14 protein-coding genes are annotated in these 17,332 nt (G+C 71.4%); 9 read left to right on the top strand and 5 right to left on the bottom strand.

The annotated features are described in order from the left end of the window. The first annotated feature begins 39 nt into the window (after positions 1-39). The 4 genes from ACFY01_RS08975 to ybaK all read left to right on the top strand — a co-directional run bounded on the left by ACFY01_RS08975 (position 40) and on the right by ybaK (position 4,081). Positions 40-1,617 (top strand): oxidoreductase, encoded by a 1,578-nt coding sequence (locus ACFY01_RS08975; RefSeq protein ID WP_390735000.1) that lies wholly within the window; start codon positions 40-42, stop codon positions 1,615-1,617. Positions 1,618-1,755: 138 nt separating this feature from the next. Then, a complete protein-coding gene (locus ACFY01_RS08980) occupies positions 1,756-2,805 on the top strand; it encodes a hypothetical protein (RefSeq protein ID WP_390735001.1) in 1,050 nt (349 codons plus the stop codon). Between the two features lie 9 nt (positions 2,806-2,814). Then, a complete protein-coding gene (locus tag ACFY01_RS08985; protein WP_390735002.1) occupies positions 2,815-3,555 on the top strand; it encodes an LON peptidase substrate-binding domain-containing protein in 741 nt (246 codons plus the stop codon). Positions 3,556-3,568: 13 nt separating this feature from the next. Then, positions 3,569-4,081 carry a Cys-tRNA(Pro) deacylase gene (gene ybaK, locus ACFY01_RS08990; RefSeq protein ID WP_390735003.1) on the top strand — a complete coding sequence of 171 codons (513 nt, stop codon included), beginning with the start codon at positions 3,569-3,571 and terminating at the stop codon, positions 4,079-4,081. Positions 4,082-4,264: 183 nt separating this feature from the next. Here the strand turns inward: ybaK and ACFY01_RS08995 are convergent, their stop codons facing one another. From ACFY01_RS08995 to ACFY01_RS09010, 4 genes are all read right to left on the bottom strand, one after another. Beyond that, positions 4,265-4,909, bottom strand: coding sequence for an AAA family ATPase (locus ACFY01_RS08995; RefSeq protein ID WP_390735004.1), 645 nt, complete (start codon positions 4,907-4,909; stop codon positions 4,265-4,267). A 34-nt stretch (positions 4,910-4,943) separates the two neighbouring features. Continuing rightward, on the bottom strand, positions 4,944-5,765 hold the full coding sequence (locus ACFY01_RS09000; RefSeq protein ID WP_390735276.1) for an ABC transporter permease: 822 nt from the start codon (positions 5,763-5,765) through the stop codon (positions 4,944-4,946). 74 nt (positions 5,766-5,839) lie between these two features. Further along, a complete protein-coding gene (locus tag ACFY01_RS09005) occupies positions 5,840-6,814 on the bottom strand; it encodes an ABC transporter ATP-binding protein (RefSeq protein WP_390735277.1) in 975 nt (324 codons plus the stop codon). 106 nt (positions 6,815-6,920) lie between these two features. Then, positions 6,921-8,141 carry an NYN domain-containing protein gene (locus tag ACFY01_RS09010; RefSeq protein WP_390735005.1) on the bottom strand — a complete coding sequence of 407 codons (1,221 nt, stop codon included), beginning with the start codon at positions 8,139-8,141 and terminating at the stop codon, positions 6,921-6,923. Positions 8,142-8,366: 225 nt separating this feature from the next. Between ACFY01_RS09010 and ACFY01_RS09015 the strand changes: the two genes are divergently transcribed. Then, entirely contained in the window at positions 8,367-8,546 is a 180-nt protein-coding gene (locus tag ACFY01_RS09015) for a hypothetical protein (RefSeq protein WP_390735006.1), read from the top strand. A 104-nt stretch (positions 8,547-8,650) separates the two neighbouring features. Here the strand turns inward: ACFY01_RS09015 and dnaE are convergent, their stop codons facing one another. Further along, entirely contained in the window at positions 8,651-12,190 is a 3,540-nt protein-coding gene (dnaE, locus tag ACFY01_RS09020; RefSeq protein WP_390735007.1) for a DNA polymerase III subunit alpha, read from the bottom strand. A 245-nt stretch (positions 12,191-12,435) separates the two neighbouring features. Here dnaE and ACFY01_RS09025 point away from each other — a divergent pair, with 245 nt between their 5' ends. The 4 genes from ACFY01_RS09025 (at position 12,436) to ACFY01_RS09040 (ending at position 17,172) form a co-directional block, all read left to right on the top strand. Then, positions 12,436-13,761, top strand: coding sequence for a DUF2252 domain-containing protein (locus ACFY01_RS09025; protein ID WP_390735008.1), 1,326 nt, complete (start codon positions 12,436-12,438; stop codon positions 13,759-13,761). A 67-nt stretch (positions 13,762-13,828) separates the two neighbouring features. After that, positions 13,829-14,524 carry a hypothetical protein gene (locus ACFY01_RS09030; RefSeq protein WP_390735009.1) on the top strand — a complete coding sequence of 232 codons (696 nt, stop codon included), beginning with the start codon at positions 13,829-13,831 and terminating at the stop codon, positions 14,522-14,524. A gap of 77 nt (positions 14,525-14,601) precedes the next feature. Further along, positions 14,602-15,426: a thioredoxin domain-containing protein gene (locus ACFY01_RS09035; RefSeq protein WP_390735010.1), complete on the top strand. Its 825-nt coding sequence runs from the start codon at positions 14,602-14,604 to the stop codon at positions 15,424-15,426. A 75-nt stretch (positions 15,427-15,501) separates the two neighbouring features. Then, positions 15,502-17,172, top strand: coding sequence for an alkaline phosphatase D family protein (locus ACFY01_RS09040; protein ID WP_390735011.1), 1,671 nt, complete (start codon positions 15,502-15,504; stop codon positions 17,170-17,172). Positions 17,173-17,332: the final 160 nt, after the last annotated feature.

Genomic DNA, 17,332 nt, shown 5'->3' on the forward strand with positions numbered 1-17,332 from the left:
GGGCGAACCCACGAGTAGCCGAGGGAGGAGGGAAGGGCAGTGACCGAGGGGGCCGGCCTCCGCGCCGGGGACCTGCCGGACGACCTGTCCGCCGCCGAGGCCGGGATGTGGCAGGCCTTCCGCAACGGCAGCGTGTACGACCTGAGCAGCGGGGACGCCGTGGTGGACGACCCGCACGGAGGACATCCCTGGGGGCCCGAGCGGACCGTACGGGCCCGCATCGTGTGCTGGCTGCTCCTGGACGGTCCACCCGCGCTGGCCGGCCGCGTGTCGTCGCTGAAGCTGTCGGGCGTGCGGATCAGCGGGACCCTGGACCTGGCGGGCGGCACGGTGGTGCCGTACGTGGAGCTGAAGGGCTGCCGCTTCGACCGGGAGGTCCTGCTGCCCGAGGCCCGGTTCACGACCCTGCGCCTGGTGGACTGCTCGGTCCCCCGCCTGGAGGCCGCCCGGGTGCACACCGAGGGTGATCTGCACCTGCCGCGGTGCCGGTTCCAGGGCGGCGTCCGGCTCACCGACGCGCACATCGGCACCGATCTGCTGCTCAACCAGGCGGTCGTGTACCGGGACCGCACCGGCCGCTCGATCGCCGCCGACGGCATGACCGTCGGCCAGGACCTCCAGGCGGAGCTGCTGGAGTCGCACGGCGAGCTGAGCCTGCGCAGCGCCAAGGTCGGCGTGTCGCTGAGCCTGCGCGGCGCCAAGCTGGCCAACCCCTACTCCCGGCTGGCCCTGAACGCGCCCCAGCTGACCGTGGAGCGCACCCTCTACATGACCCCGGCCGGCGTGGGCAGCCCGCTGCTGAGCGGCACCACTCCCGCGCGCGGGACGCGGGTCCAGCGCTTCGAGTGCCAGGGCGGGGTGCGCCTGGACGACGGGCGGTTCGGGGACGCGGTCGACCTCGAGCGGGCCCGGTTCGCCTTCACCGACGACCAGGAGCTGTCGCTGCGCCGGGTGCAGGCGCCCGAGCTGCGTTTCCTCGGGGAGCGGCCGCAGCGCGGCAAGGTGGTGCTGTCGGGGATGCGGGTGGTCACCCTCGTGGACCGGGCGGCCAGCTGGCCGGGTCCGGGCGGTCTGCACATGGGCGGCTTCGCGTACGAGAGCCTGGTGCCGCAGGGCCCGTTCCCGCTGACCGAGCGCCTGGAGTGGGTGGCGGCGGCGACCGCCGAGTACAACCCCGAGCCGTACGAGCGCCTGGCCGCCGTACTGCGCGGGGCCGGGGAGGACGAGGACGCCCGCGAGGTGCTGCTGGCCAAGCAGCGCCGCCGCCGCGAGACCCTGCCGCTGGGCGCCAAGCTCTGGGGTTACGCGCAGGACTGGACGGTCGCCTACGGGTACCGGCCCGGCCGGGCCGCCGTGTGGATGGCGGTGCTGTGGGCGGCGGGCACGCTCGCCTTCGCGCACGCCAGCCATCCGCCGATGAACTCCGGCGGCCACCCGGCCTGGAGCCCGGCGCTGTTCGCCCTGGACCTGCTGCTGCCGGTCATCGACCTGGGCCAGGTGGGCCAGTGGCAGCTGCGCGGCGGCTGGCAGTGGCTGGCGGCGGCGATGGTGCTGCTGGGCTGGGTCCTGGCGACGACGGTGGCGGCGGGGGCGACGCGGCTGCTGCGGCGGAGCTGACCCGGGTCCGCCGACGCTTGGCAGGTACCCATCAGTAGTTGAACTCTAATCAACTTTTACCGGCCCTTGACCGGGCGGCGTACAACTTTCCTCGGCCTTGCCGCAGGGGCTGGCGCGTCGTCGACCTGCGGACTTTCAATGGTCGACACCATGGCTCTGCTGCCCACGTTCATCCGCCCCACCCGGATGAAAAGGACCCCCTCGCGTCCGGCCGGTCCGCCGGTCGATGACGAGGTGCTGCTCGACGCGCCCGACCACCGCCTCGGCCCCGCCCTCGTCGCGGCCGGGAGCGGCGAGTACCGCGCCGCCGCCGAGCTGCTGGCCGCCACCCGAGCGGCCGCCGAGTGGGAGAACCGCGACCGCTACACCCGGCGCCTGGCCGGTTTCGCTCGCTCGCGCTCCGAGTGGTTCGAGGCATGGCGCAGGGCCGCCCCGGACGACCCCGACGGACTGCTGGTGGCGGCCCAGCTGGCGGTGGACCGCGCCTGGCCCTCGCCGGCCCGCAGCGAGCTGCTGCGCGAGGTGAACCCGCTGATCACGGCCGCCGCCCGGGGCGACGCCCGGGACCCGGTGCCGTGGCGGCTCGCGCTGGACCACGCGCGCGGATCCCTGGCCGGCCACCGGTACTTCGAGGAACTGTGGGAGGCGGCGGTCCGGCGTGCCCCGCACCACTACGGCTGCCATGTGGCCGCCCTGCGCTACCTGGCCGCCTCCTGGCACGGCTCGCACCGCGAGTGCTTCGACTTCGCCGACCTGGCCGCGCAGGACGCCCCGGCGGACTCGCTCGTCCAGGCGCTGCCCGCGCGGGCGGCCCTCGGCTACCTGACCGACGGCTGCGGACCCGAGGTGCCGCGGGAGCGGCTGGACGCGGCGGCCGACCGGGCGATCGCGCTCTCCGGCCGGTTCCCGGCGGCCGACCCCTGGCCCGCCGAGATCCGCAACAAGCTCACCTACGTGCTCCTGCGGCTGGGCCGCCGGGAGGACGCCCGTGCCCAGCTCCGGCTGATCGGCCCGTACGCCACCTCCTTCCCCTGGGACCGGGTCTCCGAGGACCCGCTGGGCCACTTCCTGAGGCTGCGCGAGGAACTCCGGACGGCGGCCGTCCGCACCGGCCGGACCGGGCTGGCCCCGGCCCCGCAGGGACCGCGGAGCGACCACCGCGGTCACGTCGTCGCCGGTGACCATTAGGGTGGCGCCGTGACCACCGTCCGTCTCCCCCTCTTCCCGCTGAACTCGGTACTGTTCCCGGGCCTGGTGCTCCCCCTCAACGTCTTCGAGGAGCGCTACCGCGCCATGATGCGCGAACTGCTGAAGACGCCCGAGGAAGAGCCGCGCCGCTTCGCCGTCGTGGCGATCCGCGACGGCCACGAAGTGGCGCCGAGCGCCCCGGGCATGCCGGACCCGACCGCCGTGCCCGAACGCGGACCCGCCGCGGGCTTCGGCGCCGACCCCACCCGGGCGTTCCACGCCGTGGGCTGCGTGGCGGACGCCGCGACCGTCCGGGAGCGGGCCGACGGCACCTTCGAGGTGCTGGCGACCGGTACCACCCGGGTACGGCTGCTGTCCGTGGACGCGTCCGGTCCGTTCCTGACCGCCGAGCTGGAGGAGCTGGAGGAGGACCCGGGCGACGAGGCGGGCGCGCTGGCCGAGGGTGTGCTGCGGGCGTTCCGCCAGTACCAGAAGCGGCTGGCGGGCGCGCGGGAGCGCTCGCTGTCCACGGGTGCGGACCTGCCGGACGAGCCCGCCGTCGTCTCCTACCTGGTCGCGGCCGCGATGATGCTCGACACCCCGACGAAGCAGCGTCTGCTCCAGGCCCCGGACACCGCGTCCCGCCTGCGCGACGAGCTGAAACTCCTTCGCGCGGAGACGGCCATCATCCGTAACCTGCCGTCACTGCCGGCCGCGGACCTGACGCGCGGCCAGACGAGTCTGAACTGAGGCCCGGACCTCCATGGCGAAGAAGCCGAAGAAACAGCAGAAACCGCAGCAGCCGGGGGGCACGCCCGCGACGGTGGCCCTGACGGCGGCGGGCGTGGACTACACGGTCCACGCCTACGACCACGACCCGTCCCACCCCTCCTACGGCGAGGAGGCCGCCGAGGCGATGGGCGTCTCCCCCGAGCGTGTCTTCAAGACCCTGATCGCGGACGTCGACGGCACCCTGACGGTCGCCGTGGTCCCGGTGGCGGGCTCCCTCGACCTCAAGGCCCTCGCGGCGGCGGTCGGCGGCAAACGCGCGGCCATGGCGGACCCGGCCCACGCGGAACGCACCACCGGTTACGTCCGCGGCGGCATCTCCCCCCTGGGCCAGCGCAAGAAGCTCCCCACGGTCCTCGACGACTCGGCGACCGCCCACCCCACGATCTGCGTCTCGGCGGGCCGCCGGGGCCTGGAAGTCGAACTTGCCCCGAGCGACCTGACGACCCTCACGGAAGCGATACTGGCCCCGATCGGCCGCGGCTGACCTGCTGGGGGCTCCTGGAGGCTCGGCCCTCGCTTACCAGCCCGTCCGGCGTTTGAGGACGAGGCCGTTCAGGCCGAAAGGGGGGTCCAGGGGGCGCAGCCCCCTGGCGGGGTCGAAGGGGCGGAGCCCCTGGGGACGGGAAGGGCAGGGGCGGCGGGGGCGAGAAAATGCCGGCGGCGCGGCCTACGCCCCGTACGAGCCCTCCGCATAAGGATCAGGGTCCCGCGGACCGAACAGCGCGGTCAGCCCCAGATGAACCAGCACCGCGGCCACCGACCACGCCAGCAACGCCCCCTTGGCGCCCAGCTTCAGCGGCGCCGAGAAGGTCACGCCCTTCCCCACGGACTTGGCATGGGCGAGGACGTCCTTCTCCGGCCCGAGCCACACCCCGAGCCGCCACGCCAGCAGCGACCCCAGCACACCCCCGACGGTCAGCGCGACCACCAGCGGCACACCCCCGCGCCGTCGCCACAGGAAGACGACGACCGCGCTGACCGCCCCGAAGGCCAGCGCCAGCAGCGTGAACGTTCCGTCGACGCCGATCGCCTGCTCCCCTTCGGTGTCCTTGAGGTAGACGATCCAGTTCTTCCCGCTCTCGTCACCGACCAGCGGCACGTGCGGCGTGAGCCACAGCCACAGCAGCCCGAGGAGCACCCCGCCGAGCGCCATCGCCACCGTGATCACGGCGGCCTCCCGCACTTCGGTCTTCATCCCGGGGCCGTCCTGTTCGTGGGCTCCCCCCGCGGACCCGGCGGGCTGCGGCGCCTGTCGGTCCTGGTGCGGGGACGGTTCGTGCGGCGGCGGAGGCGGCGTCAGTGGTGCGGTCACCCTGACATCGTGCCAGGTCGCCCTGTGCGACGCGTCACCGGACGGCGGCCCGGCGGTACGCCCAGGTCGCCACGGCCAGCGACACCACCCCGACCCCGGCGCACACGCCCAGGTCACCGGCGACGAACGCCCAGTGGGGATGTGCCCCGAAGGTCCGCGCGTACGCCTCGACGCCGTACGTGGACGGCAGCAGGTCGCGGGCCAGCCGTACCAGCTCCGGCATCCGGTCCGGCGGCAGCACGCCGAGGAGCAGCGCCGCCGACATGCCGAGCTGTCCCAGCAGGGTGGCCAGTTCGGGCCGCGGCGCGAGCAGCCCGCAGGCCGCGCCGAGCCCGGCGAGCGCGGCGCCCGCGAGCGGGATCACCGCGACGAGGATCCAGAGGTTGCCCAGCGGCAGCCCGAACAGCGCGCAGCCGAACACGGCGGTCACCAGGGTCCCGGGCACGGTGAAGGACGCGTACGCCCCCGCCGCGCCCAGCACCACCGCCGCCGGCGGCACCGGCAGTGTGGCGTAGTGGTCGAGCCCGCCGCCGGCCCGCAGCTGCCCGAAGTACTGCGCCAGCAGGTTCAGCGCGACGAACGCGACCACGACGACCGACGAGCCGGCCACCACGGACTGGGCCTCGCCCCGGGTGTCCACCACCCCGCGCATCATGATCATGATGCCGACGGACTGGAAGGTCGCCACGAACAGCAGCGGCATCCGCGCCACCCGGGCCCGGGACAGCTGCGCCCGGTACACGGCGGCCATCGCCGGCCACAGCCGCGCGCGCGGCCCCAGCTCGGCCGCGCCCGTCGCCGGCTCAGGCACGGACACGGCCCTCCCCGCGGGAGTCTGCGCGGATACGGCACTCACGTCGAGCTGCTCCTCTTCCCTGCGGCGGCCGAGCCGTCCCTCGGGGGACCGTACGGATGCGGTGCCCCGTGTGCTCACGCCTTCACCAAACCCTGCCGCGCGGCACCGCCCAGTGCCAGGTACACGTCCTCCAGGCTGGGCGTGGCGAGGGTGAAGTCGTCCAGTGCGGCGAAGGCGGCCCCGCCGGTGACCGTGGCGACGGCCGCGCGGGCCTCCTCCGGCGCGAGCCGCAGGGTCCAGCGGCGCCCGGCCTGAACGGCCCGCTCGCGCAGCACGGCGACCTCCGGCACCTCCAGGGGCGCCTGTTCCCGCCACACCAGTTCCACCCGCACCTCGCCGGCCACGCGTTCCTTGAGCCCGGCGGGGGTGTCGCAGGCGATGACCCGGCCCTGGTCCAGGACGGCGACCCGGTCCAGGACGGTCTCGGCCTCGATGACGTTGTGGGTGACCAGCAGGACGGTCGTGCCGCGTTCGGCGCGCCGCCGGTCGACGGCGGACCACACCGCGCGCCGCGCCACCGGGTCCATGCCGGTGGTCGGCTCGTCGAGCACCAGCAGCGGGCGCTCGCCGACCAGGGCGGCGGCGAAGCAGGCGAGCCGCCGCTGGCCGCCGGACAGCTTCTTCAGCGCCCGCCCGGCGATCGGGGCCAGTCCCAGCTCCTCCAGCACCAAGTCCCGTTCGGCCCGGGCCCGCGCCGCCTCCAGACCGCGCAGGCGTCCGGTGGTCTCCACGGCGAGGGAGACGGTGAGCTCGTCGAGGGCGGTGGACTCCTGGCCGAGGTAGGCGAGGATGCGCGAGGCCCGCTCCGGATGCCGCACGATGTCGTGGCCGAGCAGTTCGACGCTGCCGGCGTCCGGCCGCAGCAGTCCGGTGAGCTGCCGTACGAGGGTGGACTTGCCGGCGCCGTTCGGCCCGAGCAGCCCGAAGATCTCGCCGCGGCGGACGTCGAGCGCCACGTCGTCGGTGGCGCGGACCTCCGGGGCCCCGGGCGCGCCGCGCCGGCCGCGCACGGCCGGATAGGTCTTGGTCAGTCCGCGCACGGCGCACACCACGTCATCCGGATGCCGAAGTGCCTGTGCCACGCGCGTACTCACAAGGGACGAGAGTACGCCGTCCGGGCCCTTTACTCGCCTTTGGGGCCTGGCGAGCGGGGGCTCACTCGCCGGTCGGCGCCTGCTCCGTGGCCGCGGGTACGTCGATCTCCCGCCAGAACCCCGCCCGAATGGCGTACCGGTCGTGCTCGTCGATCTGGTCGTCCTTGTGGGCGAGGAGGCCGAAGCGGGCCGCGTAGCGCAGCAGCTCACCGTCGATGCGGTGCGGGATGCGCGGGTACATCGCGGAGAGTTTCGGCAGGTGGACCTGGTCGCCCAGGCGGGAGATCCACCGCCGGGCGAAGACCTGCCCGACCTCGTACGGGTCCCCGCCGACCGTGGTGATGTCCTCCTCGCGGTCGGCCCACCGCTGCTCGGCGGTGGTCAGCTGGGCCAGCGTCGGCATGGACGCGACCTCCGGGGGTTCGGCCACCGCGCCCGGCCGGTCCACCCAGCCCTTGTCGGAGGACCAGCGCAGGGTGGCCGTGGCCGGCTGCTGCGCGGTCTGCACGCCGGGCGCGCGCAGCGCGGCGAGGTCCTTGGGGGTGGGTACGCCCTTGGCCGCGGGCACCCGCTCCTGCACGCCGTTCTGCGCGGCGGGGGCGGCCGCCGTGTGCTCGCTGTCCGCGGCGGGCCGCTCGGGCGCGGCGGCCAGCGCGGACTCGGGCAGCGGCGCGGAGAGGATCGCGGCGATCTCCGGGCGGGGCACGGGCGGCGGTGCGCAGACGCCGGTGAGCTCCTTGGCCCGTACCGCCTGCGTGATCCAGGCCCGGTCCAGCACGCGCCGCTCGTCGGCCTCGGCGACGAGGTCCTCGGACTGGTTGTAGTCGCCGTCGGCGGCCTGTACGGCCCACAGGTGGACGGCGACGCCGTGCTCCTTGGCGGCCATCATGCCCGGCAGCAGGTCGCCGTCGCCGGTGACCAGGACGACGTCGGAGCAGGCGCGGTTGCGGGCGAGCTCGGTGAGCTCGGCGTGCATGGCGGCGTCCACGCCCTTCTGCGCCCAGCGTCCGTCGCTGCGGGTCAGCGCGCCGAGCCGGACGGTGACCCGGGGCATCACGCGCAGCCGGCGGTGCTCCGGCTGGGGGACGCGGTCGGGTGCGCCGTCGAACCAGTAGATACGCAGCAGGGGGCGTTCGGTGTCGGCCTCCGCCCGCTCGCGCAGCGCCTGGATGAGGGCGGTGTGGTCGACGGTGATCCGGGACCGTGAGGGCTCTCCGGCGAGGAGGCTGGCTGCGGCCCCCAGCAAGTACCCGGCGTCCACCAGGACGATGCAGCGGTCCACGCGACTCACCTTCTTCCCGGGAGGTTTCCGCTTGCGGCTTCCTTCGAGTCTGCCCGACCGTGCGGGGGTTAACGGCTCGAACTCGATCTTCGGCGTGGCGTTTCGGGGTCGTGCGCTCCGACAAGCCTGTCACAGACGGTAATTATCCGGAATGCGTTCATTGTCAGCCTATGTGAATCTGAGGGCGGCCCTGGCCCCTAGATCCCCTTCAGGAGGCAGATCACCATGGCCAAGAACAAGAACAACCGCAAGCAGGCCGGCCCGAAGAACCGCTCCTCGCAGGCCGAGCAGCCGCAGGAGCGCACACAGCACGCCCCGGAGGCGCACGATCCCGAGATGGCGCACGTACCGGGCAGCCCGGCGGATGTCGCACGCAAGCAGCACAAGCGCTTCGGCCACAACTGAGACCGTCGCGCGGGCCTTTGAGCCCAGGCACGGACGAGGGGCGTATCCGCTCGCGGACACGCCCCTCGTTCACGTCGCACGCCCCGACCGCGCACCGGCGGTGATCAGCCCGCCAGGCAGGACGGGCCGAGCAGCACCTTGAGGTCGCCGAAGAGGGCCGGGTCCGGCTTCACGCGGTGCCGGTCCAGGCGCAGGACGGTCGTCTTGCGCGGGCCCTGGAGCTTGATGCGGACCTCGCTGTCGCCCTTGTGGTGGCTGAGGATCTCACCGAGGCGGCTGACCATCGGCGGGGTGACCCGCGTGGCCGGGATGGTGAGGATCACGGGCGCGTTGGTGCCCGCGTTGGAGAGGTCGGGGACCATCAGCTCCATCGCGACGAGCCGCGGCACGTCCTCGCGCTTGTCGAGGCGGCCCTTGACGAAGACGACCGCGTCCTCGACGAGTTGGGTCGACACGAGCTGGTAGGTGGCCGGGAAGAACATGCACTCGATGGACCCGGCGAGGTCCTCCACCGTGGCGATGGCCCAGGCGTTGCCCTGCTTGGTCATCTTGCGCTGGAGGCCCGAGATGATGCCGCCGATGGTGACGACCGCGCCGTCCGCGTGCTCGCCGCCGGTGAGCTGGGCGATGCCCGCGTCGGCCTTGTCGGACAGCACGTGCTCCAGGCCGAAGAGCGGGTGGTCGGAGACGTACAGGCCGAGCATCTCCCGCTCCTGGGCGAGCAGGTAGGTCTTGTCCCACTCCTCGGTGGTGAACTCCACGTCGAGACCGAAGCCGGGTTCGCTGCTGGTCTCCTCGCCCATGCCGCCGAAGAGGTCGAACTGTCCCTCGGCCTCCTTGCGCTTGACCGCGACCACGTTGTCGATCATCGGCTCGTACTGGGCGGTGAGGCCCTTGCGGGTGTGGCCCATCTCGTCGAAGGCGCCGGCCTTGATCAGCGATTCGGTGGTGCGCTTGTTGCAGACCACCGCGTCGACCTTGTCGAGGTAGTCGGGGAAGGAGGCGTACTTCCCCTTGGCCTTGCGGCACTTGATGATCGACTCGACGACGTTCGTACCGACGTTGCGGACGGCGGAGAGGCCGAAGAGGATCACGTCGTCGCCCTGGGCGGCGAAGTTGGACATCGACTCGTTGACGTTGGGCGGGAGCACCTTGATGCCCATGCGTCGGCACTCGTTGAGGTAGACGGCCGACTTGTCCTTGTCGTCCTTGACGGAGGTCAGCAGCGCCGCCATGTACTCGGCGGGGTAGTTCGCCTTCAGATAGGCGGTCCAGTACGAGACCAGGCCGTACGCGGCGGAGTGCGCCTTGTTGAAGGCGTATCCGGCGAAGGGGACCAGCACGTCCCACAGCGCCTGGATGGCCTCGTCGCTGTAGCCCTTCTCGCGGGCGCCCTTCTGGAACAGGACGAAGTTCTTCGCCAGTTCCTCGGGCTTCTTCTTGCCCATCACGCGGCGGAGGATGTCGGCCTCGCCGAGCGAGTAGCCGGCGATGATCTGGGCGGCCTTCTGCACCTGCTCCTGGTAGACGATCAGGCCGTAGGTGACGTCCAGGACCTCCCTGAGGGGCTCCTCCAGCTCCTTGTGGATCGGGGTGATCTCCTGGAGCTTGTTCTTGCGCAGCGCGTAGTTGGTGTGCGAGTCCATGCCCATCGGGCCGGGACGGTAGAGCGCGGAGACGGCGGAGATGTCTTCGAAGTTGTCGGGCTTCATCAGCCGCAGCAGCGAGCGCATGGGGCCGCCGTCGAACTGGAAGACGCCGAGGGTGTCGCCGCGCTGGAGCAGTTCGAAGGTCTTGGGGTCGTCCAGCGGGAGGCTCAGCAGCTCCAGGTCGACGCCCTTGTTGGACTTCACCATCTTGACGGCGTCGTCCATGATCGTCAGGTTGCGCAGGCCGAGGAAGTCCATCTTCAGCAGGCCGAGCGACTCACAGCTCGGGTAGTCCCACTGCGTGATGGTCACGCCGTCGGTGTGCCGGACCCAGACGGGCACGTGCTCGGTGATGGTCTCGCTGGACATGATCACGCCGGCGGCGTGCACGCCCATCTGCCGGACCAGGCCCTCGACGCCCTTGGCGGTGTCGATGACCTTCTTCACGTCCGGCTCGTTCTCGTACATCCCGCGGATCTCACCCGCCTCGCTGTAGCGCGGGTGCGAGGGGTCGGTGATGCCGTTGAGGTCGATGCCCTTGCCGAGGACGTCCGCGGGCATCGCCTTGGTCAGGCGGTCGCCCATCGCGTACGGGTAGCCCAGCACGCGCGCCGAGTCCTTGATGGCGTTCTTGGCCTTGATCTTGCCGTAGGTGCCGATCATGGCGACCTTGTCGGCGCCGTACTTCTCGGTCACGTACCGGATGACCTCGACGCGCCGACGCTCGTCGAAGTCGATGTCGACGTCGGGCATGGAGACGCGCTCGGGGTTGAGGAAGCGCTCGAAGATCAGGCCGTGCGGGATCGGGTCGAGGTCGGTGATGCCCATGGCGTACGCGACGATCGAACCGGCCGCGGAGCCACGGCCGGGACCGACCGCGATGCCGTTGTTCTTGGCCCACATGATGAAGTCGGCGACCACGAGGAAGTAGCCCGGGAACCCCATCTGGATGATGACGTCCATCTCGTACTCGACCTGCTTCTGCCGGTCCTCCGGGATGCCGCCGGGGAAGCGGCGCTCCATGCCGCGGCGGACCTCCTCCTTGAACCAGGTGACCTCGGTGTAGCCCTCCGGGATGTCGAACTTCGGCATGAGGTTCTTGGCCTCGAACATGCCGGTGGTGTCGACCATCTCGGCGACGAGGAGCGTGTTGGCGCAGCCCTCCTGCCAGGCGTCCGAGGAGTCGATGGCGTACATCTCGTCCGTGGACTTCAGGTAGTAGCCGGTGCCGTCGAACTTGAAGCGGTCGGGGTCGGAGAGGTTCTTGCCGGTCTGGATGCACAGCAGGGCGTCGTGGGCGCCCGCCTCGTGGGCGTAGGTGTAGTGCGAGTCGTTGGTGACCAGCGGGGGGATGCCGAGCTTCTTGCCGATCTCCAGGAGGCCGTCGCGGACCCGGTGCTCGATGTCGATGCCGTGGTCCATCAGCTCCAGGAAGTAGCGGTCCTTGCCGAAGATGTCCTGGTAGTCGGCGGCCGCCTTGAGGGCCTCGTCGAACTGTCCCAGGCGCAGCCGGGTCTGGACCTCGCCGGAGGGGCAGCCGGTGGAGGCGACGATCCCCTCGGACCACTGCGCGATGGTCTCCTTGTCCATCCGGGGCCACTTCTGGAGCCAGCCCTCCGCGTACGCGTCCGAGGACAGCCGGAAGAGGTTGTGCAGGCCGGTCTTGTTCACCGCCCACATCGTCTTGTGGGTGTAACCACCGGAACCGGAGACGTCGTCCCGCTTCTGGTGCGGCTGGCCCCACTGGATCTTGCGCTTGTTGCGCCGGGACTCGGGGGCGACATACGCCTCGATGCCGATGATCGGGGTGATCCCGGCCTTCTGCGCGGAATGGAAGAAGTCGTACGCCCCGTGGAGGTTGCCGTGGTCGGACATGGCGATGTGCGTCATGCCCATCTCGTTGCAGGCGTTGAACATGTCCTTGAGCCGCGCGGCACCGTCCAGCAGCGAGTACTGGGTGTGGACGTGCAGGTGCGTGAAGGGCGGCTTTGACACGGTTTCGGCCTCCGATTGAACAGGTGCGGCGCGAAGCGCCTCGTTGAGGGGCGGTGGTCGGGTGGCGGGTGGGCAGGCGTCGACGATCTTCCGACCGAGTGCGGACCGACTGCGGACAGTCTGGGGGACAGCGTCGAAGTCTATGCCCCGGGACTGACACTCGCCGGGCACTCCCGCGTACCTTCGTGCGTTGGAGACGGCAGCAACGCCGTCGCACCCATTGATGCACCAGGAGGCACCCAGCGATGTCGGTACCCCAGCTCAACGACGAGCAGCGCGGCGAGGAGATCCTCGCCGTCTTCGACACCGCCTTCGGCCAGCTCCTGGCCGCCGACCCGGCCGCGTTCCGCGTGAAGTTCCGGAAGATGGCGGCCTCGGCCTTCGCGTTCTACCGGGGCACGGCGTGCCTCTTCTACCACGACCTGGACGCGGAGAAGCGCGGCGGCCCGTACCTGGACGAGCGCACCTCCCGGGTCTGGATCCACGGCGACCTGCACGCCGAGAACTTCGGCACGTACATGGACGCCACCGGCCGGCTGATCTTCAACGTCAACGACTTCGACGAGGCGTACGTCGGCCCCTTCACCTGGGACCTGAAGCGCTTCTCCGCCTCCATCGCCCTCATCGGGTACGCCAAGGCGCTCGGCGACGACCAGATCACCGAGCTGGTCCGGGTCTACGCGGCCGCCTACCGCGAGCGCGTCCACGCCCTGGCGACCGGCGCCAAGAGCGACGAGGTGCCGCCCTTCACGCTGGACACCGCGCAGGGCGCCCTGCTGGACGCGCTGCGTGACGCGCGCTCCCTCACCCGCTTCGGGCTGCTGGACTCGATGACCGAGATCCGGGACTTCGAGCGCCGCTTCGCCCCGGGCGGCGGCTCGATCGAGCTGGACGCGGCGACCCGCTACAAGGTGCTGGCGGCCTTCGACGGCTACCTGGAGACGCTGCCGGAGACCTCGCTGGCCCGCCCGGACTCGTACCGGGTCAAGGACGTCGTCGGGCGGCGCGGCATCGGCATCGGGTCGGCCGGGCTGCCGTCGTACAACATCCTGCTGGAGGGTCACAGCGACGCCCTGGAGAACGACGTCGTGATCTACATCAAGCAGGCCCAGACCCCGGCCGTCTCCCGGCACATCACGGACCCGGCGATCCGTGACTACTTCCAGCACGAGGGCCACCGCACGGTGATCTCCCAGCGCGCCCTCCAGGCGCACGCCGACCCGTGGCTGGGCTGGACGGAGCTCGACGGGACGGGCCAGCTGGTCGCCGAGGTGTCGCCGTACGCCGTCGACCTGGACTGGAGCGACATCGACGACCCGGAGGAGATCGCGGCGGTCGTCGCCGACCTGGGCCGGGCCACCGCCACCATGCACGCGGCGGCGGACGACACCTCGGGCGAGTCCCTGGTGCCGTTCTCCACCGAGCGGGCCATCGACGCGGCGATCGCGGCCGACGAGGAGGGCTTCGCGGACCTGCTGACCGACTTCGCGCACGGCTACGGCGCACGCGCGCGTGCCGACCACCAGATCTTCGTCGACCTCTTCCGCAACGGCCGCATTCCGGGTCTGTGACCGACGGGCCGCTCACAGATACCTTTTAGGGGTCTCTTACAGCGGCCCATGACACACTCTCCCCGCTATGGACATATCCGGGATCCAGCTCAGAGCCGTACGCGCGGCGCTGTTCACGGCACTGGTCGTGACGCTCAGCAGCGCGTCGCACGTGCTGCTGTCCCGGGCCCCGCTGCCGGTGAACACGGTGGTCGCGGTCGCGGTCGCCGTGTTCCTCCTCGCGTACGCCCTCGCCGGCCGCGAGCGCGGCTTCGGCCGGATCGCCGCCGTGCTGGTCCCGCTGGAACTGACCGCCGACACCGTCTTCACCACCGGCCAGCACGTCTGCTACGGCCGCGCCGGCGGCCCCGTCGCGGGCCCGCTGCGTTCGGTCGGCTGGGACGTGCTGTGCGGCAACGGCGCCGGGGTGGGCGCTCCGCTGGCCCGGGTCACCGGCACCGGCACCGACCGGCTCGCCGCCCTGCTCGCCCACGCCGGGCCGGCGACCGCCTGGCTGCTGCTGGCGGCGCACGTCGGTGTGGGCCTGCTGGCCGCCGCCTGGCTGCGCCGGGGCGAGCGGGCGCTGGGCCAGCTGGTGCGCGCGGTGACCGCGACGACGTTCCGGCCGCTGCTGCTGGCGGTGGCCGCGGTGGCCGTCCGGCCGGATCCGGCGGCGGTACGGCGGGTCCGGATCCCGCACGCCCAAACGGCCGTCGCCCGGGACCGGCTCCTCGTGCACTCCCTGGGACGGCGTGGACCGCCGTGCTCGGTCGCCTTCGCCTGAGCGACACCTGAGCACGACCAGTCCCCCACACGTATCCCGCGTACGACCCGTGCGCGTCCCACATGGAGATCACCAAGATGAGCAAGCGGAACAGCCAGTCGGCGAAGACGGCGGCCCGGGAGCGGCTGCGCCAGGAGCGCGAGCGCCAGGCCAAGCGCGACAAGGCCAAGCGGCAGGCCATCGTGGCCGGCTCGGTCGTGGCCGTCCTGGCGGCGGCCGGCGGCATAGGCTACGCCGTCGTGCAGGCCAACAAGCCCGCCTACTGGGAGGGTCTGAAGGACGCCAAGGTCGTCGCCCCGGCGAACACCACGGGTACGAAGGGCACCACCGTCGTCATCGGCAAGGACAGCGCGAAGAAGACCCTCAAGGTCTACGAGGACCCGCGCTGCCCCGTCTGCGCCCAGTTCGAGCAGGTCGTCGGCGCCACCGTGAAGAAGGACACCGACGACGGAAAGTTCAAGATCCAGTACGTCGGTGGCACGTTCATCGACAACAAGGACAACGGCCAGGGCTCCAAGAACGCGCTGAGCGCGATGGGCGCCGCGCTGAACGTCAGCCCGGAGGCGTTCCTCGAGTACAAGACCGCGCTGTACTCGACGAAGTGGCACCCGGACGAGAAGGTCGACAAGTTCAAGGACGACAGCTACCTCATCAAGGTCGCCGACACGGTTCCCGCGCTGAAGAACAACACGGCGTTCGAGAACGCGGTGAAGAAGGGCACGTACGACGCCTGGGCGATGGCGATGTCGAAGACCTTCGACACCAACAAGGAAGGCGTGACCGGCACGCCGAGCTTCGTGATGGACGGCAAGAAGCTCACCGTCAACGGCCGGCCCGACGGCAACCCGCCCATGTCGGTGGCTGACTTCAACCGCTTGGTGGACGCGGCCCTCAAGGGCTAGTCACCACATGACGGGCAGGCGAACTTTGCGAGTTCGCCTGCCCTTTTTCCATACCGGTCAGTAACCTGATCGGCCGTGACCAGTCGATACAGAGCCTCCACATCGTCCGAGGGCGTCAACTCCCTCTGCCCCCGCCGCCGTACGGTCGTCAAGGCCGCGGCGGCGACGGCTGTCCTGGCCGGCCCGCTCGCCGCCGCACTGCCCGCGCGGGCCGCCACGGACACGCCCGCCTTCCTGCACGGCGTCGCCTCCGGTGACCCGCTGCCCGACGGCATCCTGCTGTGGACCCGGGTGACACCGACCGCCGAGGCGATGCCGGGCTCCGGGCTCGGCCCGGACACCGAGGTGAGCTGGGTCGTCGCCAAGGACAAGGCGTTCACCAGCATCGTCAGCAAGGGCTCCACCACCGCGACGGCGGCCTCCGACCACACCGTGAAGGCCGACATCCGCGGTCTGGAACCGGCGACCGACTACTGGTTCCGCTTCTCGGCCGGCGGTACCGACTCCCCGGTGGCGCGCACCCGTACCGCCCCGGCGGCGGACGCGGCCGTCTCCGGCCTGCGTTTCGGCGTGGCCACCTGCGCCAACTGGGAAGCGGGTTACTTCTCCGCCTACCGGCACCTCGCGGCCCGCAACGACCTGGACGCCTGGCTGCACCTGGGCGACTACATCTACGAGTACAAGTCGGGCGAGTACGCGGCCCGGGGCACGGTCGTGCGCCCGCACGCGCCGGCGAACGAGATCATCACGCTCGCCGACTACCGCGTCCGGCACGCGAAGTACAAGACCGACCCCGACCTCCAGGCACTGCACCTGAAGGCACCGGTCATCGCCATCTGGGACGACCACGAGTTCGCCGACAACGCCTGGTCCGGCGGCGCGGTCAACCACACCGAGGGCGCCGAGGGCACCTGGAGTGCCCGTCAGGCCGCCGCGCGGCAGGCGTACTTCGAGTGGATGCCGGTCCGCCCGGCGATCGCGGGCACCACCTACCGGCGGCTGCGCTTCGGCAAGCTCGCCGACCTGTCGCTGCTGGACCTGCGTTCCTTCCGCTCCCAGCAGGCGTCCACGGGCAGCGGCTCGGTGGACGACCCGGACCGGACGATCACCGGCCGCGCCCAGCTCGACTGGCTCAAGGCGGGTCTCAAGGCCTCCGACACCAAGTGGCGGCTCGTCGGCAACTCGGTGATGGTCGCGCCGTTCGTCATCGGCTCGCTCACCGCCGACCTGCTCAAGCCGCTGGCCAAGCTGCTCGGGCTGCCGCAGGACGGCATCGGCGTCAACACCGACCAGTGGGACGGCTACACCGACGACCGCCGCGAGCTCCTCGACCACCTGCGGTCCAACGCCATCGGCAACACCGTCTTCCTGACCGGTGACATCCACATGTCCTGGGCCAACGACGTGCCGGTGGACGCGGGCACCTACCCGCTGTCGCCGTCGGCGGCCACCGAGTTCGTGATCACCTCGGTCACCTCGGACAACCTCGACGACATCGTGAAGGTCCCCGAGGGCACCGTCTCCGCCGTCGCCGCGCCGGTCATCGAGGCCGCCAACCGGCACGTCCACTGGGTCGACACCGACCGGCACGGGTTCGGCGTCCTGGACATCACGGCCGACCGGACGCAGATGGACTACTACGTCCTGTCCGACCGCACGAACCCGGACGCGACCGCGTCCTGGGCCCGTTCGTACCGCACCCGCAGCGGCACGCAGAAGGTCGAGCGCACCTACAACCCTGTGTAAAAGACCAACGCCCGGAGCAACCGAGACGATCCTTCCAACATCGAACACCTTGGCGAGGCGCCCTGTCTGGCGGCCCGTCAGGTCCGTTCATGATGGGAGTCACATGGCCACCGTTCCTGTGGACTGAGCAGGAGTGAGTCCCCTCAGCCGCACGCCCCGA

This window comes from Streptomyces sp. NPDC001480 (genome assembly GCF_042894725.1).
Lineage (GTDB): Bacteria > Actinomycetota > Actinomycetes > Streptomycetales > Streptomycetaceae > Streptomyces.

What these genes read in the sequence shown, in the direction of transcription:
- ACFY01_RS08980 (WP_390735001.1), top strand. Translation starts at nt 1,756, where the DNA reads ATGGTCGACACCATGGCTCTGCTGCCCACGTTCATCCGCCCCACCCGG.
- ACFY01_RS09035 (WP_390735010.1), top strand. Translation starts at nt 14,602, where the DNA reads ATGAGCAAGCGGAACAGCCAGTCGGCGAAGACGGCGGCCCGGGAGCGG.
- ACFY01_RS09015 (WP_390735006.1), top strand. Translation starts at nt 8,367, where the DNA reads ATGGCCAAGAACAAGAACAACCGCAAGCAGGCCGGCCCGAAGAACCGC.
- ACFY01_RS09025 (WP_390735008.1), top strand. Translation starts at nt 12,436, where the DNA reads ATGTCGGTACCCCAGCTCAACGACGAGCAGCGCGGCGAGGAGATCCTC.
- ACFY01_RS09030 (WP_390735009.1), top strand. Translation starts at nt 13,829, where the DNA reads ATGGACATATCCGGGATCCAGCTCAGAGCCGTACGCGCGGCGCTGTTC.
- ybaK (WP_390735003.1), top strand. Translation starts at nt 3,569, where the DNA reads ATGGCGAAGAAGCCGAAGAAACAGCAGAAACCGCAGCAGCCGGGGGGC.